A 23,880-nucleotide genomic window follows, 5' to 3' on the forward strand; every position below is an offset into this window, starting at 1 on the left:
GACTTCTTCAACACACGCCGCCGACACAGCGCGGCCGGCGGACTACCTCCGGTGGAGTTCGAACGAACCATCACCGAAGCCCGGTCACGCTCGCACCAGAAGGACCGAGCAGCATAGGGAAGTCCTCCACGTTTCGAGGGGATTGACACAGGCTCGTGCGGGTGGAAGGTGGAGTCATGGTGGAGTATTGCGTGATCGTGGCGGCGCCCTGCGGATCGGGCGGCCGCCGCATAAGCGCCGATGACCAGATCTTGGGGATGGCGTTCTCGCTGCACGACTTGACGGTGTTCCTGCAAGACGCCGGGCTGGTGGGCGGGGATGAGCTGGACGTGGCCGAATCGGAGCTCATCGAGTGGCACGGGGGCGGTCCAGAAGTCTGGCCGCTCCAGGGTGGTGGACCAGACTGCTGGGCGGCACCGGCCGGGCCCGCCTCGCGGGTGAGGGTAACGAGGCGGGCCTGATGGGAGCCGACCTATGTGCTGGGTGGCGCCAGGTTCACTTCTGCACGTGAGGTAAAGCGGGCGACGCACTTCGGGGGCGTGTCGAGCCCTCGAAGGGATGCGCTGGTCACTCGTTTGGGAAAGGGGCCGGATCGGTCAGTCGTCGGCCTTCTGGTAGCCACGGCGGCCCGTTCGCCGGTGGCAGTCGCGTCCGTGGATCTGATCCGGATGCGGCCGCCGGGCTGGGGCCATGGGCCACGGGATAGGCGAGGGAGCTGGTCAGGGTGAGTGTGGTCGCAGCGCAAGGCGGGGGCGGAGGAGGGTCCAGTGGCCTGTACGACGTACTAGACCTGGTTCTCGACCGAGGGTTGATGATCGACGCGTTCGCGCGGGTCTCCCTGGTCGGAATCGAAATCCTAAAGATCGATGTGCGGGTCGTGGTGGCGAGCGTGGACACCTACCTGCGGTTCGCAGAGGCTTGCAACCGCCTGGACCTGGAGGCAGGGCCGCGCCAGCCGGTCGGACTGCCGGAGATCGCCGGCGGCCAGCTCACCGGTTCCGGCAGTCGAGCCAAGACGAAGGGTGCCCTGTCCGGCGCTGCGGAGACCATCTCCGATGCCTCCCAGCAGGCGCGCGACGAGGGCCGCGAGAGGGAAACCGCACGGCCGCGCCACCGCCGGGATGAGGAACGATGAGCACCTACGTCTACGGCATCAGCCATAGCTCACACGCCCCCGCTGTCTGAGCACACCGCCGGCATGACGAGCCGCCACGCCTGGTGCGCATCCTTCGGGAGGCGACCTGGCCGCGATCGTCAGCAGGTCGCGTTACCCCCGTGGCGGGTCTGCCCCTGCTCGCAAGGCCGGCCTGGGTGCCCAACACGCGGCGGGGCGTGCGGGCCCTCTTTCTCCGGCGTCGCCGACCACGCCTCCGGGCCGCCGGCGTGCCACTCGATCAACAGCGTTTCGGCCACATCCACCTCGTCCCAGCCCTCCAGGCCGGTGCGCTCCAGGAACACGCTCAGGTCGTGCAGGTTGTGTGTCGTCCCGAGCGTCTCATCATCGACCATGACGCGCCGACCGCCTGTCTCGTCGCGCGGACACACGATCACGCGACGTTCGGCCATGCCGCCAGCCTCACTCGTCCCGCGCTGGCGCGCATGCGGAGAGGGCCCCGTCTGCGGCACGTGGCCCGCCTCGCCTGATGACGGTGTGGGCGAGGCGGGCCTGAGGGCTCCGACAGATGTCAGGCTCAAGGCAGCGGCACTCACTGTGACACGCAAGGCGTGCCTGGCGAGGTAACCGCAGCTGCGCGGACCCCTTTCAGGTGATGTGCTCGTCAGCTGGCCAGGCGAACCGCCAGCCGGACAGCCGGCCGTCCTCGCCGACCCGGCGGTGAGCCGCGCGCCCGGCAGATCATGGACCTGGATGCCGAGGGCCTCGGTGATCTCGGTGGCCCGGTAGCGCTCCGGCTTGGCCTGCTCCACCGGCGGGACGTCGGCGACGATCTCGGCCTGGTCGCCGAACGGCAACCTCAGATGGGCCGTCATACGCGCGCTGGTCACGGGCGCCACTCGTCGCGGTAGCCGGGTCGGTCCACGTAGGGCAGGGCGAGCATGCGCAGCAGGTCGTCCCAAACGCCACCTGTGGGTGGCAATTCCGTTGGGTGCAGTTCCTCTGAAGGGAGGGGCCGAGCTGGGGATCGCTGAGCGGGTGTCTCTGACGCTGAGGATTGATCGCGCTGGTCAACGGGCTCTCGTTAGCATTGGCGGATGGCTCGCAGCGATAAGAGGGCACGACGTCTCGTGGTCGAGGGGGAGAACTTCCTCTGGACCTTGAGCCACACCCACCGCGCCCTGGGCAACGGCCGATACGAGGACTGCTGCGAAACCCTCGTCATCCGCCAGTTCAAAGCGAGGGGGCGTCTCCGCATCGTCTTCCAGGCAGGCTCCGACCGGCTTGTCCCTGACGGGTACCTCATGCCATCCGGAGCCGTCGGCACGGAGCTCGGCAGAACCTTGAACCTGCACGAGCCGGGCACTGTCAGGGCCCTGCTCGACGCAGCCCTGACACGCGGTTGGCGTACCGACGATCCCGTGACTGAAGAGATCGACGGCTGGAGCATCTTCGATGAGGTGGTCCAGTACCGCGGCGCGACTTCGCCCGACTGAGCTGTCCGCATGGACGGCTGGTTCTGATCGTCCGCACTGCCAGTCAACCTTCAGCGGCAAACGGTTGAGTTTCACAGTCACCGGGCAGCGGGGCTGTGTTCGGGGTTTCTCGTCTCTACCGTGGTGGTGGAGGAGGGGTGGCGGATGGGCTCGCTGTTCGAGGAGTTGGAAGCGCGCGAGGCAGCCGCCCGGCTTCGGGTGGAGGAGCTGGAAGCCGAGGTCGCCGAGCTGTCGGGGAAGCTGGAGTTGGCCAGGGCGGGGCTGGAGCGTCTCCGGATCACGCGGGAGACAGTCACTGAAGTGCTGGCGGAGATGACGCCGGAGATGCCGGCTGTCGCGATCGATGCCGCCCGGTCGATCGAGGGTGAGCCGGTGGTGTCGGCGTATGCGGGGGCCGAGCGGCAAGTCATCGGGGTGCTGACGGTGCCGAACTGGCAGCCGGGGATGGGGGCGGAGGTCCTGCCGGGGGTGTATCGGGACATCGTGGAGGTGGTGGCGGATGCGCCGGGACCGGTCCGTGCCAAGCAGATCGTGCCGAGGATCGGGCTGCCCGCCGAGACCGGGAAGATCGAGGGCACCCGGTCGAAGTTGAAGCGGCTGGTGGAGCGGGGCTGGCTGGACGAGGATGTCCCTGGCCTGTTCACTTTGGCCCGCCGCCGGGGTGGCGTTTCGCCCAACTCCCGTTAACAGCAGGGCTCTTCCGCGCCTACATTCGAAGGTGCGACCCAATCGATGCTGGACGGGAAGAGCCCTGGAGATGACACCGTACGACACTCATGCCGCCGCTGACCCCTTTGCCGACTCCTTCAGCGCCTTCGAGACGCTGACCACCATGCTGTCGGGCAGCGATGCGGGCACGTGGACCCACACTGAACTGGAGGAATACCTCGACGCGGCCGGGCGGGAACTGCTTCGCCTGTTGCTGCAGGACCATCTTGACCTGCGCGCGGTGCGGGAGGAGAAACAGGTTCGTTCCGGTGGCGGCCTGGTCGTGGTGGGGCCGGAAGGCCGGGTGCGGCCCTGGCGGGAGACGGGACACTCGCGCTGGCTGGCCAGCGTGTTCGGGATGGTCCGGGTTACTCGGGTCGCCCACCGGGGCCGGGGTGTGGGCAATGTCCATCCCGCTGACGCTGTGCTGTCGCTGCCAGTGGGCCGGCACTCGACGGGATTACGGCGGCTCGCGGTGACCGAGGCCGTCCGCGGCTCGTTCGACCAGGCCCACCAGGCGGTCGAGCGCCGCTGCGGGAACGTGCTCGGCAAGCGCAGGCTGGAAGAGCTCGTGGTCGCCGCCGCGGTCGACGTCGACGGCTTCTACCGGACCGTGATCCCAGTGCCGTGCAGCCGGGAGATGCCGCTGGTGGTCCAGGTGGACGGCAAGGGCGTGGTCATGCGCCCGGAGGCCCTGCGCGAGGCCACCCGCCGGGCCGCCGAGAAAGCCGCCGCCGGCCATCGTGGCCGGCTCGCGCCGGGCGAGAAGCCGAACCGGAAGCGGATGGCGACCGTGGCCTGCGTCTTCGACACCCGCCCGGCGCCCAGGCGTCCGCACGATGTGATCCACCCGCCCGGCGGTCGAAGCGGCGATCGTCCCGCCCGTCCTGGGCCGAGGGCGGAGAACAAGTGGTGCACCGCCTCGCTGGTCCGCCCGCCCGAGCAGGTCATCGCCGACGCCTTCGACCAGGCCGAGGCCCGCGACCCGAAGCACCTGCGGCCATGGGTCGTCCTGGTCGACGGCGCACGTCACCAGCTCGACCTGATCGCAGCAGAGACCGTCCGACGCGGCGTCACGATCCACGTCCTGCTGGACTTCGTGCACGTGGCCGAGTATGTCTGGGCCGCCGGCCACGCCTTCCATAAACCCGGCACCACCGAGGCCGAGGCCTGGGCGGCCGACCATCTGACCGCGATCCTCGCGGGTCACGCCGCCCGAGTCGCCGCCGAGATGACCGCCCAGGCGGAGCGGGAACACCTGTCGGCCTCCCGGCGCGAAGCCGTCGACGCCTGCGAGCGCTACCTCACCGGGCACCTCGACCAACTTCACTACGACACCGCGCTCAACAACGGGTGGCCGATCGCCACCGGCGCGGTCGAGGGTGCCTGCCGCCACCTGACTGTTGACTGAACTACCGTGCTTGTCTTCGCAGTTCACGGCATGGGTTCGTGTCGTTGTGGCTACCGTCTGGGCGCATGGCTGAGGCTCGTGAAGGTTCAGGTGAGCTCGCGGGGTTGGTGGTGCCGCCAGTGGGGACGGTGGTGGAGACCGCCAATCCGTGGGAGCCGTACCAGCTGCTGGATGCCTCCGGGGCGGTGGTTGGTCCCGTCGCTGAGTACCTGAAGGACTTGCAGGCGAGCGGGCGGCCGGCGACGACGCAGCGCTCGTACGCGCTGGCGTTGCTGAGGTGGTTCCGGTTCCTGTGGGCGGTCGAAGTGCCGTGGGGGCAGGCCACCCGGGTGGAGGCGAGGGACTTCTGCCGGTGGCTGCGGGTGACCGAGAAGCCGAAGGGGGACGGTGCGGTCCCGCAGGAACGCGTGAATCCGGTGACCGGCAAGAGTGGTCCTGGCCGCCAGTACGCGCCGCGGACACGGGCGCACAGTGAGACAGTGCTCCGCGGCTTCTACGCCTTCCATTTGGAGATGGGGAGCGGTCCGCTGGTCAACCCGTTCCCGTTAGTCAGAGGCCGGGACGGGGAACGAGCGGGGGCTCACCGGGCTCCGACGGCACCGGTGCGGTTCGAACGCAGCGGCCTCTACCGGCCAAAGATCGCCCAACGGGCTCCGCGGCGGATCCCTGACGACCGGTTCGATGAGCTGTTCTCCCGGCTGTCCTCGCACCGGGACCGTGCGCTGGTGGCGTTGTGGGTGTCCACGGGGGCCCGGGCGTCGGAGTTGCTGGGGGTGCGGTGCGGGGAAGTGGACATGGGCCGACAGCTGGTGACGGTGGTACGCAAGGGCAGCCGGGCCCTGCAGTCGCTTCCCGCGTCTCCGGACGCGTTGGTGTGGTTGCGCCTCTACCAGGTGCAAATGGACGGGCTGGTCGAGCCGGGTGCAGACGGTCCGTTGTGGTGGACGTTGCGCCGTCCGTTCCGCCCGTTGTCCTATCCGGCGGCTTACCGGATGTTCCAGCGGGTCAATGCCATGATCGGGGCAAACTGGAGCCTGCATGATCTGAGGCACACCGCCGCCTACCGGATGACGAGAGACCCGGGGATGCCACTGACCGACGTCCAATGGGTCCTGGGACACGCCCAGTTGGCCACCACACAGCTCTACCTCTCGCCCGTTCCGGAGGATGTGATCGCCTCGGTGCTGGCCCACCACCGCAGGGCAGCCGACCGCGCCGCCGAGCCGCCGGCCCCGACCGCCCCCGGCTACCGGAGCGAGTCGCTCGACGTCCTCTTCGGCCGGTGACCGGCGTGACGAGCCGGGCACCGGCACCGGTTGTCGGCACAACGGACACCGCCCCGCCGCCGGACCGATCGCCCCGGGGTCGGGACTCGCAGGATCTGCGTCGCCGGTTCCCACCACGACCGTCACCGATGTGCTGGCCGACCACGACCTGGAGTCGCGCGATGCTGCTGGCCCGCTTGGCCGCGCCGCCGCTGACCATAGGCACGCCAGCGAACCAGCGGCGCCGCCGACGAGCCGTCGTCCTGTTCCTGGACTGGCTGGAGCAACAGCCAGGAGAAACCTGGCAGGAACGCTGGCAATCCAGCGGGATCGCCGACGACCCGCGCGCCGACTGGCGCCCGGCTGCGGCACAGTGGCTGCAGGACTCCGGCCGCACCGGCACGATCGGGCACGAGGGCCTCGTCACGGCGGTCACCTCCGGTCTTGGCCAGCTCATCTACGCCGACATCCTGCGTCCGCCGATGGCCTGGCTCGTGACCAGCCCGATCCGCTTCCCCCTGGGCCGGGAGATCCCCCGCCTGCGCGACCCGCGCGGGTTCGCCGCATTTGCCGAGCAGGCCACCGCGGCCGGTCTGAGCTTCGACCAGCGCCGCCACGCGGTCGAGCAGGTCTCCGTGATCCTCACTGCCAAGGGCGGCACCGTCGCCGACATCACCGTCGGAGACTGCCTGGAGCTGATCGAACTGCGCGACCGACGCAAGGCCGAGGGGGCTGGTCATCCCGGATGGGGCTTCTACCAACTCCTGCACGCAATCGGGCACTTCCCGCCCGACGCGCCGACCACTCTGCGCATGCTCGACCGGCGCTTCGGCCACCAGCTCAGCGTCGAGGAACTGGTGGACCAGTACGCCCTGGCCTGCCGGCCAGTGCGCGACCTGCTGGTCGCCTACCTCGCCGAGCACCGGCCCCGCCTCGACTACGCCTCGCTCAAGCAACTCGCCTACCACCTGGTGAAACTGTTCTGGAAGGACCTGGAGAACCACCACCCCGGGATCGACTCACTGCGGCTACCTCCGGACATCGCTACCGCTTGGAAGAGCCGCACCGCCGTGAAGAGCGTCACCGTCCGCACCGCCGACGGCCGCCGGGTGGAGACGACCGAACCCCGCACCGACGCCGCCACCTTGCTGACCACGGTCCGAGCGTTCTACCTCGACCTGTCCCACTGGGCCAGCGAGGAACCCGAGCGTTGGGCGGCTTGGGCGGTCCCATGCCCGGTCCGCCGCACCGACATCGGTACGACCAAGGACACCGCCCGCCGCAAGTCGCGGATGGATCAACGGACCCGTGAGCGACTGCCCCACCTGCCCGCTCTGCGTCGCCACGTCGACGACGCCCGCGTCCAGGCGACCGCCCTGCTCAAGGCGGCCGACCGCACGCCGCCCGGCGAGACGTTCAGCCACGGCGCCACCTCGCTGCGACGAACCCGGATGGCCACCGGAAGCTCCCGCATCTGGGCCGAGGACCCCACCACCGGCACACGGCGCGACCTCACGCGCGAGGACGACACCGCGTTCTGGACCTGGGCCGCAGTGGAAGTCCTTCAGGCCACCGGGATCTGCATCGAGGAACTCACCGAACTGTCCCACCACAGCCTGGTCCAATACCGGCTGCCCTCCACCGGCGAACTCGTGCCGCTGCTGCACATCACCCCGTCCAAGAACGACCTCGAACGGCTACTGGTGATCTCACCCGAGCTCGCCGATGTCCTAGCCGCGATCATCCACCGTGTCCGCGATGCGACTGGCGCGGTCCCCCTCGTCGTCCCCTACGACGTCCACGAGCACGAGTTCACCCCGGCCATGCCCGTCCTCTTCCAGCACCGCCACGGCGCCGATGCCCGCCCCCTCAGCGCGACAACCCTCCGCCGTTGGATCACCGACGCAGCCAACAGCATGGGACTGACGGACGCCTCGGGCTCGCTGCTGGACTTCAAGCCCCACGACTTCCGCAGGATCTTCGCCACCGAAGCAATCATGAACGGGATGCCGCCACACATCTGTCAGCTGATCATGGGGCACGCGAACATCAACACGACCATGGGCTACAAGGCCGTCTACCCCGAAGAAGCCATCACCGGCCACCGAGCCTACCTCGCCCGCCGCCGTGACCTGCGGCCCTCCACCGAATACCGGTCCCCTACAGATAAGGAGTGGGAGGAGTTCCTCGGTCACTTCGAGCACCGCAAGGTCTCCCAGCGCAGCTGCGGACGCGCCTACGGCACCGGCTGCATCCACGAACACGCCTGCATCCGCTGCCCACTTCTGCGGACCGACCCCGCCCAGCTGCCCCGGCTCCTCGAGATCCGCGACAACCTCATTGCCCGGATCGACGAAGCCCGCGAGCACGGCTGGCTCGGAGAGGTCGACGGCCTCAACGTCAGCCTCTCCGCCGCCAACAACAAGATCGCCCAACTCGAGGAGTCAGCACGCCGGACCACCGACCTCGGCATGCCCCGCTTCCACGACATCGCACCACACACCATCTCCCCAACGACCGGACCACACCTCTCGCCGGACGCCTGAGCGGGCATCGCGCTGGTTCAGATAATGATCGCCGACCGCCTCGACATCACCGGTGCCCGCTGGGGCCTGCCAGGAGCGGAAGCCGTCCTGCGACTGCGTGCCGTCGTCTCCAACGGCGACCTCGACCCCTACTGGCGCTACCACGCCGCCCGCGAGCACGAGCGCCTCTACCCCGCCTCCGACCAGCGAACTTATGCCCTCAGCGCTTGATCGCGGCCGTCACTCGAAACGAACCGCACCCAATTCCGTTCGTCGGACGTGGTTGCCGCGCAGCTCGAACTCGTACAGCAGCCGCTGTTTGGCGTCGACCTCGCGCAGCACCCGCACTGGGTCATGCTCCACGATATGCAGGGCATCCGCCGTCGACTCGAACACCGACGCCTTGCCACCCGACCGGTCGCCCGCGACGACCTCCGTACCGTCCGCTGCGATGATCGACTCGTCGTTGACGGACCAAGGGCCCTCGGTGGCCGCGCGGGCAATCCGTGCGTCCTCATCGAGTTGGGCGCGCAGCCACTGAATCAAGTCATCCATGACGCTCACTCTGCGCCGGTAGGCGCGTCGGCGCTCGACGGTGGCGCTGTACCAGCGGTGTGCGCGGCGCCTCATCGACGTGCAGGGACGTTGCGGCCCCGGGTGCCGCTCGACGGCCGGGCGGTCGACGTGATCACGGACGAACGCGGCGACGGTGGCCGCGTCGTACGTCTGCTGTTTCCCCGCATGCCGAGGGGGCGGCCAGGCTTCGTGGCGGGCCCACAGCTTGCTCACGCCCGCTCGAAACGCTCCAGCTGGCCGTCATCGCCCACCACGGCCACCACCTCGGCGCCGGGGAGCTGCTCCCGCGGAATGCCGGTGTCGGCGACGAGGCGGTCCACTGGTACGCGCTCCGGCTCACCGTCGGCCGTGTGCACCGTCTCGATGAGCGCCTGGTCGCCGAACAGCAGCCTCACCCGGGCCCCATCCTCTCACTCATGGTTTCCATCCCTCTCAGCGCGCGCGATGGCGAAAGCGTGCACACTGTGCGGCGCGTCCAGCCACGTCTGGACGATGTTGCGGGTGGCCCTCACAGGGAGGGCGGTACGGGCTGGCCGGGCCCGAGCACGCCGGACCTCACCACCCGGTACGCGTCGTCCTCTACGAAGACGTCGAGCACGACGTCGATTCGGTCGCCAGGCTTGATCACAGTCGGCCGCCTTCCCTGTGTTTGGCGATGTGGGCGTGCGCGGCCGCCATGTAGGTGTCCCAGCCGGGCCGGTCGAGCCTCGAGGACCGTCCTATCAGCGGGCTCAGCCCGTCCCGCCCACACGGGCCGCACCACGCCGCCCAGGCACGCACAGGCGGCGCCGTGCTGAAGCCGGCGGGCGGGAACCGGCCGGCCGGACCTGTAGGGGTGCGGTCATGGCCGCTCCAGCAGGGTGATCCGGTAGCCGTCCCAGAGCAGGGTGTCGCCAAGCCGGGCCACGAGCGGGGGCTCATCGCCACGCTGCGCGATGACGCCGACGGGCCCGCAGGTGGCGATCCAGCGGTATCCGTGGCGCTCGCACCAGCGGCCGGGGGCGTCGATGGGCAGCGTGGCGACGAGGGCGAGCCGGTTGGGGTCGGCGGCGGCCCGGTTGCCGATCATGCGGCGGAACAGGGCTGCGGACTGCTGGTGCTCCCGGATCTCGGCGGCGCGTCGGAGGGGACGGGCGAGAGGATCGGCCTGCCGCTCGTGCCATACGGCGAGCTGAGCAAGGCTCGTGAAGGGCGGCTCAGCGGACATCGGGCACCTCCGTCTTGGACAGCGTGCACTCGTCGTCTCCCCCTGCGCACCGTACGCCGTTGCGGCCGGCGACGTGGACATGCTCCCGGCCTTCACCGCCTGGTCGGCGATCGCCGCGGTGATGGCGCTGCGGCCGGTCTTCTTCGGCCACGTGACCGAGGCGAGTGCGGCGCTGATCCCAGCCTTCTGCCAGGCGGCGAGCTTCAGCGGCGGCCCGTCATCGATGAAGGCAAGAGCGGCGCCAGGGTGTGGGGCCGGGCTACGGCGAAGGGCGCGTTGTGATCGCGGACGTCGGCGATGCCGGCCAGCAGCCCGGTCGGATCCAAGGGCCCACTGAGGAGTTCGTCCGCGGGATCGAGCCGCCGTCCCGCCAGGGCCCGCAGCGCCGGCAGCAGTGGTCTTTCCACGCTGAAGTGCAGGACGGCGAGGGCGTGTTCGGGGTTGCGGGCCGTGGCCGCGCGCAGAAGCTCCAGGCCCGCAGATGCATCCCGTCATGCTTGACGTCCAGGGGCAGGTGCCAGCGACGCGGCCGTCCCGGCGCCCCCTACAGCGGGCGAGCGGAGGCGGGTGCGAAGTAGGCGGACCGCGTGTGGGTGTCGGTGCGGCGGCTGCCCAACGCGAACGGGAACGGGCCTTCGGACCAGTCGGGCAGGCGCAGCAGCCGCACGGGCAGGACGACGGTCAGCTCTTGGCGCGCCCCTGTGACAGCGTCCAGCAAAGGAACCCCGGGGGCGGTCACCGGTTGTACTCGGCGGAGTGGGGCTGGTCGAGCGCACTGACGAACTCCGCCCGGCCGGGGCTCTCGACGCTGACATGGAAGCGGAAGCGTTCGCCCGTGCGGATGGTCTGCAGCCCGTCGGTCACGTTCTCACGATAGTTGAAGGTGTCGTCACGTCAGTCCTCGTTGTGCCGGACGACGAAGGAGCCGAGCCTAGGGCTCGGCCCCCCGCCGTGCGGGGCGGCCCTGGCGGTCGGCCTTGCGTGTGCCCGCTGCGTAGGAGTGCCGGGCTCTGGGGAAAACGGATGGCGTGGTGCGGTGCTGGCCGGGCTGGAGCGGTGCTCGGGCGTACCCGTCTGCTGGCTGAGTCCCCGGCCTTGGCGATCACTTCGGTGGGGTTCGTCCGCCGCCTGTGATCAGCAGCGCGGTCACAAGGTAGGGGAGTGCGGCCCATGCGAAGGCGGCATGGTGGGAGGTTGCGGAGGTGACGGCTGTGTACGCGGCATACACCACCACGGTCGCTACGTCGGTGCCGAGGCTTGCGAGGGAGGTGAGGGTGGCTCGGCGCTGGTCGTCGATGCGGGCCTGGAGCCGGGCGTCGGCGAGCACGGTGGCCAGTTGGAAGCCGGCGAAGGCGATCGCCACAAGGAGGAGGCCGGCCGGTGTGCGCAGTGCGGCGCCTGCGGCCAGTGCGAGCGCCGCGCCGGCGAGCAGCACGGCGAGGCCGTTCTGACTCAGGCGTGAGCATGCTCCGGCCAGCAGGCTGCCGGTCGTGGTGGTGGCCCAGATCATGAGGAGCAGGTACGGCACGGTGTGCTCGGCTACGCCGGTGCCTTGGACCAAGAGCGGGGTGTATTCGTCGAGTGCGCCCCATACGGCACCGACGGCCGGGACGAGCAGCAGGGCTGTGCGCACGGACCGGTCGGCACGGGCTTCGGCGAGCCCGGCCCGCAGGGTCGTGGCCCAGCTGCCGCTGCGGGCGGCCGGCGGTGGCTGTTCGGGTAACCGGGTCGCTGTCGCCGCCGCGAGCAGGCAGGCCAGTACGCTCGCCGCGCCGACGGCGGAATAGCCGCCCCGGGTGAGGACGGGGCCGGCGAGCGCCATGGCCGCGACCACGGCCACCAGGCCGGCCGCGCGGGCGTGGCCCATGACGTGGGCATACCGGCCGGCGGCGCCGAGCCGTTCCAGTTCGTCGTAGACGAGTGCCTCCAGTGCCCCGGAGCTGAGTGCTCCGCCGGCGCCCCAAAGGACGAATCCGGCTGCGAAGGCCCCGTACGAGGGGATGAGCACCCACAGGGTGAAGCCGGTGGCCGTGAGGAGCGGGCCGAGCCAGAGCGCGAGCCGGCGGGAGACGGCGTCGGCCAAGGCGCCGAAGGGCACTTCGAGGAGTACGCCGGTGAGTGACCAGAGGGCGAAGAGGGAGGAGATCTGCCACAGCGGCAGACCGGTGTCGCTGAACAGCAGCGCGTACACGGGGTAGAGCAGGATGAAGTCGTTGAGGAATGCGTAGGAGTACAGCGTCGCCGCCAGCCGCCTGATTCCGGTAGCGGCTGTACGCGCAGGTGTATGTGTCATGAGGCCTTCCCGCAGGGACAGTTCGGACGCCGGAGGTAGGGCGTTCCGAGGCGGTCCTCGGGAGGCTCGGCTGCGGGATCAATGTCGCCAGGTCATGGCTCGCATGGTAGGCGGCGGCGCCGTGCGGCGCAGGGAATTACCTCGCGAAGGGTGCGGGCCCCCGGGACCGTACCTTCTGCGAGACCCCAGGCCGATGGGCAGGAAGAGTTCGGCCGACTCCCTCGTTGTCGTTGCGTTGGTTGTGCGGTTGGCCCGGTGGGCAACTGGGCGTTCACTGACCGCGCGGCCTCGGCTCGAAAACCGTGTGCGAGTGACCGGGTGGTGTCCTTACCCTTCCGGCATGGAGCTTCGCGAAGAGCGTCCTGGCGACAGTGAACCTGTACGGGACATTGACCTGCGGGCGTTCGGGGAGCACGGCCTTGTCGTGGCCGACCTGGTCGATACGCTGCGGCAGACCATCACGCCCGCTGACGGTCTTTCGCTGGTCGCCGAGAGCGACGGACGGATCGTCGGGCATGTCATGTTCACCCGCAGCCTGCTCGATGCCCCTCGACGTCTGGTCGAGGTGCAGGTGCTCAGCCCGTTGGCCGTCATGCCCGAGCACCACAAGCGCGGTATCGGCTCGGCCCTAGTCCGGCACGGACTGAAGATCCTCGCCGAGCGATCCGTCCCCCTCGTCTTCCTGGAGGGCGATCCGGGCTATTACTCACGCTTCGGTTTCACGCCCGGCGGTGATCAGGGCTTCCGAAAACCATCCTTGCGCATTCCCGATGGTGCCTTCCAGGCCGTCAGGCTCCCGCACTACGAGCCGTGGATGACGGGGACGCTGGTCTATGCGGAGCCGTTCTGGCGGCATGATGCAGTCGGCCTCCGGGACCCCAACGCATAGCGCCGCGCGGACTACCCCTGTGGTGACGTGACGCGCCATCCCGGCCAGCATCCGCATTGCCTGTCACGTCACCTGTACGGACGGACAGGACCAGTACACGTCCCTGCCAGCCGCGTGAGTGGCTTCGCGTCGGGCCATGCGCTGCAGGCCGGCGCCGCGGTGCGGTTGTGGAACTTCGGCCGTGCGCGGGCGCCGGGCCCCTTCTTCACCACGCCTTGCCGCGCCGTTATTTCGTGTGGATCGGGCCTAGTGGGGTGGTACGTTGCGAGACTTTGTTCCGATCGGAAGGAATGCCATGGATGTGCCCTCCCTGCACAGCCGGTTCCTCAGTGACGTGCTTCCCCGGATCCAGCAGGACACGAGGGTGACGGGTGTTGCTGTCTCGGGGTCGATCGCGGGCGGAAACCCCGACATCTACTCCGATGTCGATCTGATCGTGGTCATCGACGACGAGGCGTTCGACTCGGTCATGAGGGAGCGTCTCAAGCTGATCGGGTCATGGGCCGCCCTGGTGGCCGGTTTCACCGGGGAGCATGTCGGTGAACCCCGTCTGATCATCACGCTCGTCGGGCCGCCCCTGCTCCATGTCGACTTCAAGTTCGTGCGGGCCTGTGACTTCGGCGAGCGCGTTGAGGACCCGGACGTCCTGTGGGACCGGGACGGCGGCCTGGCCGACTCGCTTGCGGAGCATCCCCCAGTACTGGCGTCACTCGACCTTCAGTGGATCGAGGACCGGTTCTGGGTCTGGGTGCATTACGGTGCGACGAAACTCGGTCGCGGTGAACTGTTCGAGGTCATCGGCTTCCTCACCTACCTGCGCGAGGCCGTGCTGGGGCCGCTGGCGGCTCGCCGGGTGGGTGCAATCCCGCGTGGCGTGCGCCACCTCGAGTCGATCGCACCGGATGAGGCGCGCGACCTTCAGAGGACCGTGTGCGGTTATGACCGGCACGGCGCCGGTCAGGCGCTCCTCGCCGGCGTCGAGCTGTACCGGCGGTGGCTCGACGATACAGGCGTGGCGATCGAACGCCATCGCCACGCCGAAAGCCTCGCGGTGCAGTACCTCCACGACGTCATCGATGAGGCGAGCTGACCGCGCCGCTCGGCGTGCACCTCCCGGCCCTGTTCCCCCCGAGCTTCACCCTGAGCGCCGTGCAATCTGGACGCACAAGGCGGTCGCGTACGTCGGCTACGGCATCTTCGGCGCCGTGACGGCGGTTCAGGAGGTGCGGGCCCTGGCCGGGCGGCTGCAGATGGCGGACATCGGGCCGCAGGTGGCGCTGTTGCCGCGGGAGGACTTCGTGAACAACACAGAGTTCAAGCCGGCCCAGGTACACACCACTGAGGTGTACAAGCTGTTCGCCTGGAGCACCGCGCTCGCGCCCCTGCGCGCCGCTTCCCGCGCCGCCGCCTGAACAGTCACTGGCCGCAGCAACCCCCACCGAGACGCTCCAGACCGCCGCCGCGCTCTACCGCGCACGCCAGGCGGTCAAGAGCCTCACCCGCCGCCTGTCCGCTGCGTTGACGACGTCACTTGCCGGAGGGCAGCAACCGGTCTGTCAGCGCCTCGACCGCGGCGATCACCGCAGCACGGTGCCGCTTCAGCCGCGCCGCCTCGTCGTCCTTGCCCGGGTTGCGGATGGTCGACGGAGTGGCGAGCCAGGCCTGCGCGGCGGCCAGGGCGATCATCAGCGCGTCCATGCCGGCCTCCAAGTCCGCGCCGTGCGCGTCCGCGACGGCCTGGGCCTTGGAGAGATGGGCCTCGAGTTCCGTGGCGGAGGCTTCGGGTTTTTCGAGGGCCTTCCACTGGGTGAGGCGGATGAGGTCGGGGTCGGCGACGAAGGCGTCGAAGAGGGCGGCGGTGTAGGCAGGGAGGTCGTCGGGGGTGAAGGGCACGACGTCGGCGAGGACGCGCAGGCGGCTGTCGAGGACGGCGTCGAAGAGATCGTGCTTGGAGCCGAAGTACGCGTAGATGGCCTGTTTGTTGGCCGGTGCGTTCTTGGCGATCCGTTCGACGCGAGCTCCGGCGAGGCCGTACGCCACAAACTCGGCGTACGCGGCCTCGATCAGACGCGCACGCGTGGCGGAAGAGTCGTAACCCATGGCGCCAGCTTAAAAGACAAACGTCTGGTTTGAGAAAGGCCCGGGACCCGGCAGCGCCACGGAGCCCAGGTCGTCCACGTCACGCGGTGCCCGGCGGCCGACCGATAGACGGCTGCCGGGCACCGCGCACCTCATCGAGTGATCAGGGCGCGATCGTCACGACGATCTTGCCGCCGGTGACCCTGCCGCCAGCGCACGCTGGGCAGCTACCAGGGTCACTGCCCAAAGGCGGGCCTCGACGAGATCATCGACCTGGTCGCGCTCGGCCGCCTCATCACGGTGGTCGGCTCGGTCGTGGCGGATCGTCTGCCGCCGGACCTCGCAGCCGTACCAGTGAGCGATCCGCCGCCTACGACCCTTGCCTTCTGCTGGTCGCCCCGCAGCGCAAACGCGGAGATCCTGGCGCTCGCCGACGCCTTCACCGCCCACGCACGTGGTGCGATCACCCCGGCATCGCCACCGAAAATCCAACTGATTGGTTGGTAAGCGGGACACGTGTGGCCTGAATGAAACCAGCCAGTTGGATGTTTGACGGGAGGCCGCACGCATGCCTTCACCTGGTTCCTCCGAAAATGCCCTGGCCTTCAGGCTGGGGAGGAATCGGACTCCTGCGGAGCAGGGCAGGCAACGGGGTTTCGCCTCCAGGGCGAAAGACCGTCCACGCGAGCGGGTAAGCTGCTCGGTGTGCGTTGCGAGAACCAAGCGCGCACACCGTGCTGAGCGAGAGCCAGGCTGGCACAGCAACTCCTTTGCTTGTAGTACCGAACCGGGCAGGTTCCGACCCGGCTGGTGTTGAGGGTGTAAGACCCGTAGGTCCGTTGGGCCCGCAGGCAGCCTGAGCCAGGAATCCCCCTGCTTCAGCGGAGGGAGGGTTCAAACACTTGGTTCATCACGGGTGTCACAGCGGCTTCGGCCGCGAGATGGCGCAGCGGTTACTGGAACGCGGTGTCCGCGTTGGACGATCGGGCCACCGTCCTGAGCCGGATGCGAGCAGATGCTACTGCCAGTCATCTGACTGATGCGTACTACGCCCTCCAGCGGCCACGTTAGGGAGAAGCGCCGTATGCAAGGGGGGGTCTCCATGAGCGGGAACCAGTTCGAACCACAGGCACAGCACTCCGGAACCGGGCGTATGGCCCCCTGTCGCTGGTCGTGTACCGGGTGCTGTGGGAGGACGTCCGGGTCCCGCTCGGCGCCGAGTTCCGGTTCGCCCCTGAGGACCCCTTGCTGGTGACCGCCGTCCTCCGGCCGGAGGACGGGCCTGCCGTCACCTGGCACCTCGGCCGCGACCTGCTGTGCGAGGGGCTGCTGGAATCCAGCGGCATCGGGGACGTCCGGGCCTGGCCAGTGCACAGCCGAGGCCGGTCCCTGCTGCGGCTTCGGCTGGCGACGCGTGGGGCCGGCGCGCTGTTCGAGATCGACCGGCACGCCCTGGAGAAGTGGCTGTTCGACACCTGCGACATGGTGCCCCCAGGCGAGGAACTGAAGGACGTGGACTGGGACCCCCTCCTCGTCGGCCTCTTGGACGGCAGATGACACCGCACGGACCGTCCTGTGCGCGCACGTCAGCGAGTACATGCCCCGACCCATGGTCCCCGGCGGTGCAAGTGAATACGCTCGGCACCGGATCCAGTCCCGGACCGGACCGCTCGCCCCTGCCACGCAGGCCTGCCGGCCCCAGGCCGTCCGGCGCTCACGCTGGTGGGCGACGAAGATCCCTTCAGGCGCCCGGTGGGGCTGCGAACCGTCAGCACGTCGCCCATGCCGCCCGGTGTGCGCAGTGCCCTGGTGACGGCGGTGGATGTGGCGGCCCGCCCCGTCAAGCCGGTCGCGGGCCGCCCTGTGTCTGGTGGGAGACACGACCCCGGTGCGGCGAGCACCGAGGCCGGGCACCCCTACGGACGGACCGAGGTGGAACTTCCGTTGAACGCCGTCACCTCGAGCCGAGGCCGACGCGAAGGCAGGGCATGGGCGGGCCAGGACAGGGTGACCGTCCTGGACTCACCGGGCAGCAGCCACAGGTAGTTGTCGCTGTAGAGGGTCGGCAGCACACGGTGTCCTGTGGCGTCGTCCAGCAGCGACAGCCGGACCATCGAGGCGACCACCGAACCGCGGTTGCGGATCGTGGCGGTCAGCTCGTGACGGTCCCCGGACTGCGCCTGGTCGGTCACCGAGCCGGTGACCTTCACCTGCCGCGCCTCGGTCAGTTTCCGCATGGCGTCCGGTGTCCGGTAGCGCCAGTAGGTGTTGTCGGACAGGACCCGGCCGTCGGCGCTCTCCAGCGTGAGCCGCAGGAGATGCAGATCGGGCAGGTCATCCGTCCACCCGGCGGTGAACGCCTTCGCGGTGGCGGCCGACGCCACGTCCAGTTGGACGCTCTTGGTCGGGCCCAGCCGGCTGCCGGTCAGTTCGAACAGCGTGGCGGAGACCGTGGCGTGCTTCAGGTCCTGGCGGGTGTGGTTGACCGCGATGACCCGGCCCTCAGGGTCGGCCTGCACGTGCAGGGGCTCGCAGGCCGCGCGGGCGCCATAGTAGGTGCCGTTGACGTCGAAGTCGTAGTCGTAGGTCTGCCAGACCGTGCTGTGCCAGGCGGGATGGGACATCCACAGCATCAGACCAGTGGCGTTGTCCCACAGGTTGGCGTTCCACGCCTCGAACATCGCCCGTGTGTTCTCGTAGTTGACGAACTGGGCCTTACGGGCAAAGTCGTCGAGGTCCCGCGCCTGCCCGAGCCGGGTCTCGATGGCCGCCTTGTAGGCCTGCGGCGCCTGGTTCCCGTGCTCGCTCCAGTCGTGGTAGTACCACGCCCCGCGAATCGGCCACTCGGGCTCGTCGCCCGTCATGTGGCGCATGCTCGCGGCGGTGGACACGACCGGCATGCCGATCTCGGTGTGGAAGCCGAAGTCCCTGCTCCCGTACGTGGAGGCGTCGAAGTATTTCTGCGGCTCGACCCACCCGTAGGGGCCGCCGCCGGTGATGATCCCGCCCGCCGAGTTGTTCTGGTAGAGCAGACCGGGTGCCTGCTGCTCGACCGCGTCGCGCATGCCCTTGTCGATCGCCGCGGGCGGGTTGCCCTCGTTCGCGCCGCACCAGACGACCACACTGGGGTGGATGCGGTAGCGCAGCACGGTGTCCTGGGCGATCGAGATGAAGTCGTCGTGGTTCGGCGGGTCCATCCCCCACGCGTTGGGGAAGTCGTTCCACACGAGGATGCCATGGTCGTCACAGGCCGCGAAGAACTCCTCGCGGTCGCAGGTACCCACCCAGTTGCGGATCATGGTGAAGTTCATGTCGCGGTGCATCCGTACCGCCGCGTCCATGCGCTCCGGCGGCATACGGCGCAGCAACTCGTCCCAGCCCCAGTTGCCACCGCGGGCCAGTACCCGGACACCGTTCACGGTGATCGTCAGCGGGTCAGGAGTGTTGGACACCGACTTCACGTCGGTCCACGAACTGCCGTCGTCGGAGACCTGGATGACATACGTCTTCGGGTATGCCAGTTCCCACACGATGGCCACACGGTCGAATTGCTGCGCCGAGCCGAGGTCGACCTGGATCCACTGGTTGTCCTCGTAGGCGGACGACCAACGGCTGCCTGGGTTGCCGTCCGTGGCGTTCGAGGCGGGGTTGCCCGGGTCTTCGCTGGAGGCGGTCGCCGATTTGTGAAGTGCGAGATCGTGTCCGGGGTCGGCGCTGTTGACGACACCCAGTGACCACAGGGAGTTGCCCCAGCTGGTGTTGCGCACCCCGCAGGCGATACGGACGTAGCGGGCCGTACGGGCGTCGAAGCCCTCGACCTGGAGGCTCGCGTTGCCGTTGTTGAACGGCAGCGGTACGGCGGTGTTGTCGACGGAGGCCGCGTCGGTCCAGGTGGAGCCGTCGGCGGAAACCTGCACCACGAACGTCTTCGCGTACGCCTGCTCCCAGACCAGGTCGACCCGGTCGAAGGACTGCTGGGAACCCAGGTCGACCGTGATCCACTGGTCGTCCTCGTAGGCAGAGGACCAGCGGGTGTTCGGGTCGCCGTCGGTCGCGTTGGCGGCGCCGTGGTCGCTGCCGTCCACGCTCGATGCCTCGGCCGGTGCGTGCAGGGCGAGATCCGTGGTGGGCCGGGAGCTGTCGAGCACGGACAGGGTCCACAGCGAGGAACCCCAGGAGGTGGCCCGGGTGAGGCACTTGACGCGCACGTGGCGGGCCTGCTGCCGCTCGAAGGTCACGGTCTGCGTGTAGGCGTCTCCGGAGGCGGCGAAGGGCAGCGGCACCTTGTACTCGTAGCCGAACTGCCGGATGCCGAACCGCGTGGTGCGGCGGTCGCTCTCCGCGCCGTCCACCGACGCCACGAGGGTGAGCGTGTGCAGGTCGGCGTCGCCGAGCCCATTGGGCCACCACAGCTTGGGGTTGCGCAGCCGCAGTTGGCGGAAGGCGTCCGGGGCGAACGTGACATCGACGCTCTGTCCGGCCGGGACGGTGACGACCTTGCTCACCCGCACGCCGTCGAAGGACGCGACGACGGTCGCCTGGTGGTCGGCGGTGTCGGCGTTGCGCACCGGGACGACGACGGTCAGCTCGGCAACCGACACGTCGGGCAGGTCCGGCAGGACGGTGTCCACACGCGGGTCGCCGATGACGACGTGGCCGGTGGAGCGCAGCCGGACGTGGTTCCAGATGCCGGCCGCCCGGTCCCGCACCGCGGGCATCCAGTCCCAGCCCGAGGAAGCCAGGTACGTGGGTGAGTTGAGGTTCATCTGGTTGGCGCCGGCGTCCACCCAGGACTCGCCGGCCGGGCCCTTGTCACCGGGGCTGCCGGGGACCGGCACGGGGTCGATCCGCACCGCGAGCGCGTTGGTCTCGCCTGCCGTGAGCAGTCCGGTCACGTCGTGGGCCGAGCGCGCGAAGGGGTACGTCAGACCGCCCACGTGCTGACCGTTGAGCCAGATGTCGGCCTTGTGGTTGATGCCGTCGAACTCCAGCCAGATCCGCCGGTCACCCCCCGTGCGCAGACCGCGCGGCAGCTCGAAGTCGCGCTTGTACCACCAAGAGTGCCGCGACAACGCTTCGGGGACGTGCAGGTTGTTCAAGCCCACAACCGGGTCGGGCAGCTTGCCCTGGTCCACGAGCGAGGTCAGGACCGTACCCGGCACGGTGGCCGGCAGCCAGCTGCTCGTGTCGACGGACGTCCGTGACAGAGCCGAACCGTCGGCGTCGGCCCAGTCGTCGAGCGTCAGCCGCCAGCCCGACTCCAGCGGCACGGTGCCGTCGGCGGCTACCGCCAGCTTCGGCGGCCGACCCGCCTCGGTACCCCAGTCAGTCCAGCCGGTGACGGAAGGACGACGCCCCTTGGGCGTGCCGTAGACCTCGAAGCCGTTCAGCCCCAGCGGGTTGGCGCTGGAGCGCCGACGCGAGGTCATCCGCACCCAGCGGGCCGTCACCGGGCGCGGGAGCTGGAGGTTCACGACTCCGCCGGTTCCCGCGGTCGTACGGTAGACGCTCGTCCAGGACTTGTTGTCCTGGGAGGTCTCGACCACGAACTCGACGGCGTAGCTGGACAGGATCTCCTTGCCCGTGGTGCCGCTGTTCGGATTGCCGGTGCTGGGCGGCGTGAAGACGGGGTCGCTCGCGTCCGCCTCGAAGGTCAGACGGATCCACGTGACATCGCAGACGGACTGAAGATCGATCGATATCCACTGCGGATCGCTCGCCTCCGCCCGCCAGCCACTGCCGCGCACGCCCGGCGAGGTGAGCCGGTCGACCACGAATTCCGCCGGGGTGGGCGCGTAGGCCGTCGAGGACACAGTGACCGGTCGGTAGAGCGCGAGTTCCTGTGGCGAGGAGGAGGCGGTGGACGCGTCAGTGCCGGCGGCCGCGGCGGTCGACACGGGCATCAGCGATCCGAGGCCGAACCCGGCCAGCAGTGTCGAGCCCGTGGTGACGACCGACCGTCGCGACACGTGCCGCGACGGACTCTCCTGATCTCTCATGAGCGTGATGTCCCATCAAAAAAGACAGCGGCGTGGGCCGGAGCGACCTGGCCGACCAGCTCAGCACGCCTGGTGCCAACGAAGAATGACAACGTTGCCAAAGGCTGTGGTGTGAGAAGAGTCCTGTCAACCCCCGATGCCGGAATCGTCGTGAGAGCCGAGGCTGCGGGGGCGGGTTGACGTGGTGCCTGTATTTGCGCGAGCAGACGAGCGAGGGGGAGTTGGTGAGAGGGACGCCTCGGACGTTTTTCGCTGGGGTGCCGTCCGTGCAGGGGGAGCGTCTCGGCTAGGACGGAGCCTGCGCTCGGAGGTTGGGCGAAGTGCCGGTCGCAGTGGGGGAGTCGGAGAACCGCCTCCTATCTTTGACGCGCTCCGAGTGGACTTTGAGCACTCCAAGTGGGCGCCATGAATGCTCAACGGCATGGGGGCCGGATCGACGGGTCGGTGCGTCGCGCCGCCGCCAGACGTCGCTCGAAAACGGGCTGTTGGGCCCCGGACGACGTGCGGGGCAGCTGAATTTCCTGACCGGGCCAAGGGTCCGTCGCGGGCCCGTCACAGCTCATTCGTTTGCGTACGCACCTGGCAACTCGCGCACTTTCGCCGGGACCGGTGGGGCGGATATGGGGAGTGCCGCTGCCCGTGACCGGGGGCGCCGATCGACCCCCTGGCGCTCAATCGGGTCGCAGCCGTGCGGCATGGAGCGCAGGCCCGCCATCTGATGAATGCTCCTTATGTCTGTTTCATTGCGGGCACCCTGGACCGCTGTCCCGGACTGCGCATGATCCTGTCGTGCGTCGGGGGAGGGGTCCCCTCCCTACCGCACCTTCTCACCCCGCGCCGGCATCAGCAGCCCGACGCTGAAGGCCCGTCAGCTGCGGGGCGCTCTGGGCTCGTTGCGCAACCCTGTGCTTGGACGCGGCCCTGTACTTACACACGGCCGCGATCCGGCACACGCTCGTTGGAGCAGTACGGCGAAGCCCGCGGTAAGTACGGCCTGGCAGCAATACCCCGTGGTGCCCACCCGTGAGAGGCGTGCACCACAGGGCGAGCCGTGTGCCGTGTCGGTCAGGCGTCGGCCCTGACACCGTTGATGACCGTCATGCCCTGCTGGGCGGGGACGCCGAGAGCCTTGAGGAAGGGATGGGGGAAGTTGAGCGCCGGGGCGGTGAGGCCGTCGAGTTCGGTGAGGTGGTCGGGGGAGAGGGTGACGTTCAGGGAGGCCAGGTTGGCCTCGAGTTGTGCGACCGTGCGGGCGCCGATGACCGTGGCCGTGGTCAGGGGCTGCCGGCGGACCCAAGCCAGCGAGACCGCGGCGACCGTGGTGTCCAGCTCCTTGGAGATACGGGCGAGCACGTCGAGCAGGGCGAAGGTCTGGTCGTTGAGGTGGTGGCCGACGAACATGCCGCGGCCGGCGCCCTCCGGGTTGTGATTCTCACGTGTGTACTTGCCGGTCAGCACGCCGTTGGCGAGCGGACTCCAGGGCAGGACGCCGAGGCCGAGTTCCCGCGCGGCGCCGAACAGCTCACCCTCGGAGGTGCGTTCCAGCAGCGAGTATTCGAGCTGGAGGGCGGCGACCGGGGCCCAGCCGCGCCATTCGGCGAGCGTCGCCATGCGGGCGACCGCCCAGGCAGGGGTGTCGGAGAGGCCCACATAGCGGACCTTGCCCTCGCGGACGAGATCGTCCAGCGTGGACATGGTCTCCTCCAGCGGTGTGTGCTGGTCCCAGTTGTGCTGCCAGTACAGGTCGATGTAGTCGGAACCGAGCCGCTCCAGCGAGGCGTCGATGTGCTTGCGGATGGCCTTCCGGCTGGTGCCGCCGTTGTTCGGGTCGGTGGGGTCCATCGCGAGGGCGAACTTGGTCGCGATGACGAGCCGGTCCCGCTGCTCCGGGTTCTTTCGCAGGTAGGAGCCGATCACCTGCTCGGAACGCCCTTCCATGTAGCGGTTTGCGGTGTCGATGAAGTTGCCGCCCTCCTCGATGTAGCGCGGGAGGATGTCGAGCGAGGTCTGCTCGTCGGCGCCCCAGGAGGGGTCGCCGAAGGTCATCGTGCCCAGGGCCAGGGGGCTGACGCGAAGACCGGTGCGTCCGAGCGTGCGGAAGTCGGTGAGGCTCACGGTGGGGTTGGGAGCTGTTCGGTTTCGGATGTGTAGGAGTGTGTGTGAGTGTGCACCAGCATGTACTTGTTCGTGGTGTTGCAGCGCGCACGACCGCTTGGCGGGCACTGAGTTCCTAACGGACGTCAAGCAGATCGTGGTGATCTCGGGGGTTGGTTCGTAGGGTGGTTGTCGACGGGCCGGTTGCCGGAGCGCTTCGCGAC

20 protein-coding genes and 3 pseudogenes are annotated in these 23,880 nt (G+C 69.1%); 11 read left to right on the plus strand and 12 right to left on the minus strand.

Annotated elements, in window-relative coordinates:
* The first annotated feature begins 724 nt into the window (after window positions 1–724).
* Window positions 725–1,135, plus strand: coding sequence for a gas vesicle protein GvpJ (gene gvpJ, locus ACWDA7_RS35800; RefSeq protein ID WP_450609965.1), 411 nt, complete (start codon window positions 725–727; stop codon window positions 1,133–1,135).
* Window positions 1,136–1,254: 119 nt separating this feature from the next.
* On the opposite strand, the gene ACWDA7_RS35805 is transcribed toward gvpJ, so the two are convergent.
* Both ACWDA7_RS35805 and ACWDA7_RS35810 read right to left on the minus strand, forming a co-directional pair.
* The gene (locus ACWDA7_RS35805) at window positions 1,255–1,971 is read right to left on the minus strand and encodes a hypothetical protein (protein WP_450609967.1); all 717 of its coding nucleotides are present in this window, start codon (window positions 1,969–1,971) and stop codon (window positions 1,255–1,257) included.
* Between the two features lie 29 nt (window positions 1,972–2,000).
* Window positions 2,001–2,117: pseudogene (locus ACWDA7_RS35810) on the minus strand (DUF6221 family protein); the annotation flags it as partial.
* Window positions 2,118–2,244: 127 nt separating this feature from the next.
* Here ACWDA7_RS35810 and ACWDA7_RS35815 point away from each other — a divergent pair.
* The 6 genes and pseudogenes from ACWDA7_RS35815 to ACWDA7_RS35840 form a co-directional block, all read left to right on the plus strand.
* Complete coding sequence (locus ACWDA7_RS35815) at window positions 2,245–2,610, plus strand: hypothetical protein (RefSeq protein WP_450609969.1); 366 nt, start codon at window positions 2,245–2,247, stop codon at window positions 2,608–2,610.
* Between the two features lie 144 nt (window positions 2,611–2,754).
* Window positions 2,755–3,297, plus strand: coding sequence for a hypothetical protein (locus tag ACWDA7_RS35820; protein ID WP_450609970.1), 543 nt, complete (start codon window positions 2,755–2,757; stop codon window positions 3,295–3,297).
* 70 nt (window positions 3,298–3,367) lie between these two features.
* Window positions 3,368–4,726 (plus strand): annotated as a pseudogene (locus ACWDA7_RS35825) (ISKra4 family transposase); the annotation flags it as partial.
* Window positions 4,727–4,794: 68 nt separating this feature from the next.
* Window positions 4,795–6,015 (plus strand): tyrosine-type recombinase/integrase, encoded by a 1,221-nt coding sequence (locus ACWDA7_RS35830; protein ID WP_450609972.1) that lies wholly within the window; start codon window positions 4,795–4,797, stop codon window positions 6,013–6,015.
* Window positions 6,016–6,176: 161 nt separating this feature from the next.
* Window positions 6,177–8,540: a tyrosine-type recombinase/integrase gene (locus ACWDA7_RS35835; protein ID WP_450609973.1), complete on the plus strand. Its 2,364-nt coding sequence runs from the start codon at window positions 6,177–6,179 to the stop codon at window positions 8,538–8,540.
* A 24-nt stretch (window positions 8,541–8,564) separates the two neighbouring features.
* Window positions 8,565–8,750: pseudogene (locus tag ACWDA7_RS35840) on the plus strand (ISKra4 family transposase); the annotation flags it as partial.
* Window positions 8,751–8,759: 9 nt separating this feature from the next.
* Here the strand turns inward: ACWDA7_RS35840 and ACWDA7_RS35845 are convergent.
* The 7 genes from ACWDA7_RS35845 to ACWDA7_RS35875 all read right to left on the minus strand — a co-directional run bounded on the left by ACWDA7_RS35845 (window position 8,760) and on the right by ACWDA7_RS35875 (window position 12,595).
* The gene (locus ACWDA7_RS35845) at window positions 8,760–9,308 is read right to left on the minus strand and encodes a DUF6221 family protein (protein WP_450609974.1); all 549 of its coding nucleotides are present in this window, start codon (window positions 9,306–9,308) and stop codon (window positions 8,760–8,762) included.
* Complete coding sequence (locus tag ACWDA7_RS35850) at window positions 9,305–9,490, minus strand: hypothetical protein (RefSeq protein ID WP_450609975.1); 186 nt, start codon at window positions 9,488–9,490, stop codon at window positions 9,305–9,307. The genes ACWDA7_RS35845 and ACWDA7_RS35850 overlap by 4 nt, the downstream gene beginning before the upstream one ends.
* A 446-nt stretch (window positions 9,491–9,936) precedes the next feature.
* Window positions 9,937–10,302, minus strand: coding sequence for a hypothetical protein (locus ACWDA7_RS35855; protein WP_450609976.1), 366 nt, complete (start codon window positions 10,300–10,302; stop codon window positions 9,937–9,939).
* Window positions 10,303–10,505: 203 nt separating this feature from the next.
* Window positions 10,506–10,709 (minus strand): hypothetical protein, encoded by a 204-nt coding sequence (locus ACWDA7_RS35860; protein ID WP_450609978.1) that lies wholly within the window; start codon window positions 10,707–10,709, stop codon window positions 10,506–10,508.
* Window positions 10,710–10,846: 137 nt separating this feature from the next.
* Complete coding sequence (locus ACWDA7_RS35865) at window positions 10,847–11,041, minus strand: hypothetical protein (protein WP_450609979.1); 195 nt, start codon at window positions 11,039–11,041, stop codon at window positions 10,847–10,849.
* Window positions 11,038–11,166, minus strand: a complete 129-nt coding sequence (locus tag ACWDA7_RS35870; protein ID WP_450609980.1) for a hypothetical protein — start codon at window positions 11,164–11,166, stop codon at window positions 11,038–11,040. Before ACWDA7_RS35870 ends, ACWDA7_RS35865 begins: the two co-directional genes overlap by 4 nt.
* A 238-nt stretch (window positions 11,167–11,404) precedes the next feature.
* Window positions 11,405–12,595, minus strand: coding sequence for an MFS transporter (locus ACWDA7_RS35875; protein WP_450609981.1), 1,191 nt, complete (start codon window positions 12,593–12,595; stop codon window positions 11,405–11,407).
* A gap of 340 nt (window positions 12,596–12,935) precedes the next feature.
* Between ACWDA7_RS35875 and ACWDA7_RS35880 the strand changes: the two genes are divergently transcribed.
* From ACWDA7_RS35880 to ACWDA7_RS35890, 3 genes are all read left to right on the plus strand, one after another.
* Window positions 12,936–13,484 carry a GNAT family N-acetyltransferase gene (locus ACWDA7_RS35880; RefSeq protein WP_450609983.1) on the plus strand — a complete coding sequence of 183 codons (549 nt, stop codon included), beginning with the start codon at window positions 12,936–12,938 and terminating at the stop codon, window positions 13,482–13,484.
* Window positions 13,485–13,779: 295 nt separating this feature from the next.
* On the plus strand, window positions 13,780–14,574 hold the full coding sequence (locus tag ACWDA7_RS35885; RefSeq protein WP_450609985.1) for a nucleotidyltransferase domain-containing protein: 795 nt from the start codon (window positions 13,780–13,782) through the stop codon (window positions 14,572–14,574).
* A 115-nt stretch (window positions 14,575–14,689) separates the two neighbouring features.
* Entirely contained in the window at window positions 14,690–14,896 is a 207-nt protein-coding gene (locus ACWDA7_RS35890; protein ID WP_450609987.1) for a hypothetical protein, read from the plus strand.
* A gap of 115 nt (window positions 14,897–15,011) precedes the next feature.
* Here ACWDA7_RS35890 and ACWDA7_RS35895 read toward each other — a convergent pair whose 3' ends face one another.
* Window positions 15,012–15,584 carry a TetR family transcriptional regulator gene (locus ACWDA7_RS35895; RefSeq protein ID WP_450609988.1) on the minus strand — a complete coding sequence of 191 codons (573 nt, stop codon included), beginning with the start codon at window positions 15,582–15,584 and terminating at the stop codon, window positions 15,012–15,014.
* 1,152 nt (window positions 15,585–16,736) lie between these two features.
* Here ACWDA7_RS35895 and ACWDA7_RS35900 point away from each other — a divergent pair.
* Entirely contained in the window at window positions 16,737–17,120 is a 384-nt protein-coding gene (locus ACWDA7_RS35900) for an SsgA family sporulation/cell division regulator (protein WP_450609990.1), read from the plus strand.
* Between the two features lie 359 nt (window positions 17,121–17,479).
* On the opposite strand, the gene ACWDA7_RS35905 is transcribed toward ACWDA7_RS35900, so the two are convergent.
* Both ACWDA7_RS35905 and ACWDA7_RS35910 read right to left on the minus strand, forming a co-directional pair.
* Complete coding sequence (locus ACWDA7_RS35905; RefSeq protein ID WP_450609992.1) at window positions 17,480–21,562, minus strand: discoidin domain-containing protein; 4,083 nt, start codon at window positions 21,560–21,562, stop codon at window positions 17,480–17,482.
* A gap of 1,065 nt (window positions 21,563–22,627) precedes the next feature.
* On the minus strand, window positions 22,628–23,677 hold the full coding sequence (locus ACWDA7_RS35910) for an aldo/keto reductase (RefSeq protein ID WP_450609994.1): 1,050 nt from the start codon (window positions 23,675–23,677) through the stop codon (window positions 22,628–22,630).
* Window positions 23,678–23,880 lie beyond the last annotated feature (203 nt).

The organism is Streptomyces sp. NPDC001156 (assembly GCF_053598275.1).

What these genes read in the sequence shown, in the direction of transcription:
- ACWDA7_RS35830 (WP_450609972.1), top strand. Translation starts at nt 4,795, where the DNA reads ATGGCTGAGGCTCGTGAAGGTTCAGGTGAGCTCGCGGGGTTGGTGGTG.
- ACWDA7_RS35875 (WP_450609981.1), bottom strand. Translation starts at nt 12,595, where the DNA reads ATGACACATACACCTGCGCGTACAGCCGCTACCGGAATCAGGCGGCTG.
- ACWDA7_RS35835 (WP_450609973.1), top strand. Translation starts at nt 6,177, where the DNA reads ATGCTGCTGGCCCGCTTGGCCGCGCCGCCGCTGACCATAGGCACGCCA.
- ACWDA7_RS35855 (WP_450609976.1), bottom strand. Translation starts at nt 10,302, where the DNA reads ATGTCCGCTGAGCCGCCCTTCACGAGCCTTGCTCAGCTCGCCGTATGG.
- ACWDA7_RS35895 (WP_450609988.1), bottom strand. Translation starts at nt 15,584, where the DNA reads ATGGGTTACGACTCTTCCGCCACGCGTGCGCGTCTGATCGAGGCCGCG.
- ACWDA7_RS35885 (WP_450609985.1), top strand. Translation starts at nt 13,780, where the DNA reads ATGGATGTGCCCTCCCTGCACAGCCGGTTCCTCAGTGACGTGCTTCCC.
- ACWDA7_RS35820 (WP_450609970.1), top strand. Translation starts at nt 2,755, where the DNA reads ATGGGCTCGCTGTTCGAGGAGTTGGAAGCGCGCGAGGCAGCCGCCCGG.
- ACWDA7_RS35880 (WP_450609983.1), top strand. Translation starts at nt 12,936, where the DNA reads ATGGAGCTTCGCGAAGAGCGTCCTGGCGACAGTGAACCTGTACGGGAC.
- ACWDA7_RS35905 (WP_450609992.1), bottom strand. Translation starts at nt 21,562, where the DNA reads ATGAGAGATCAGGAGAGTCCGTCGCGGCACGTGTCGCGACGGTCGGTC.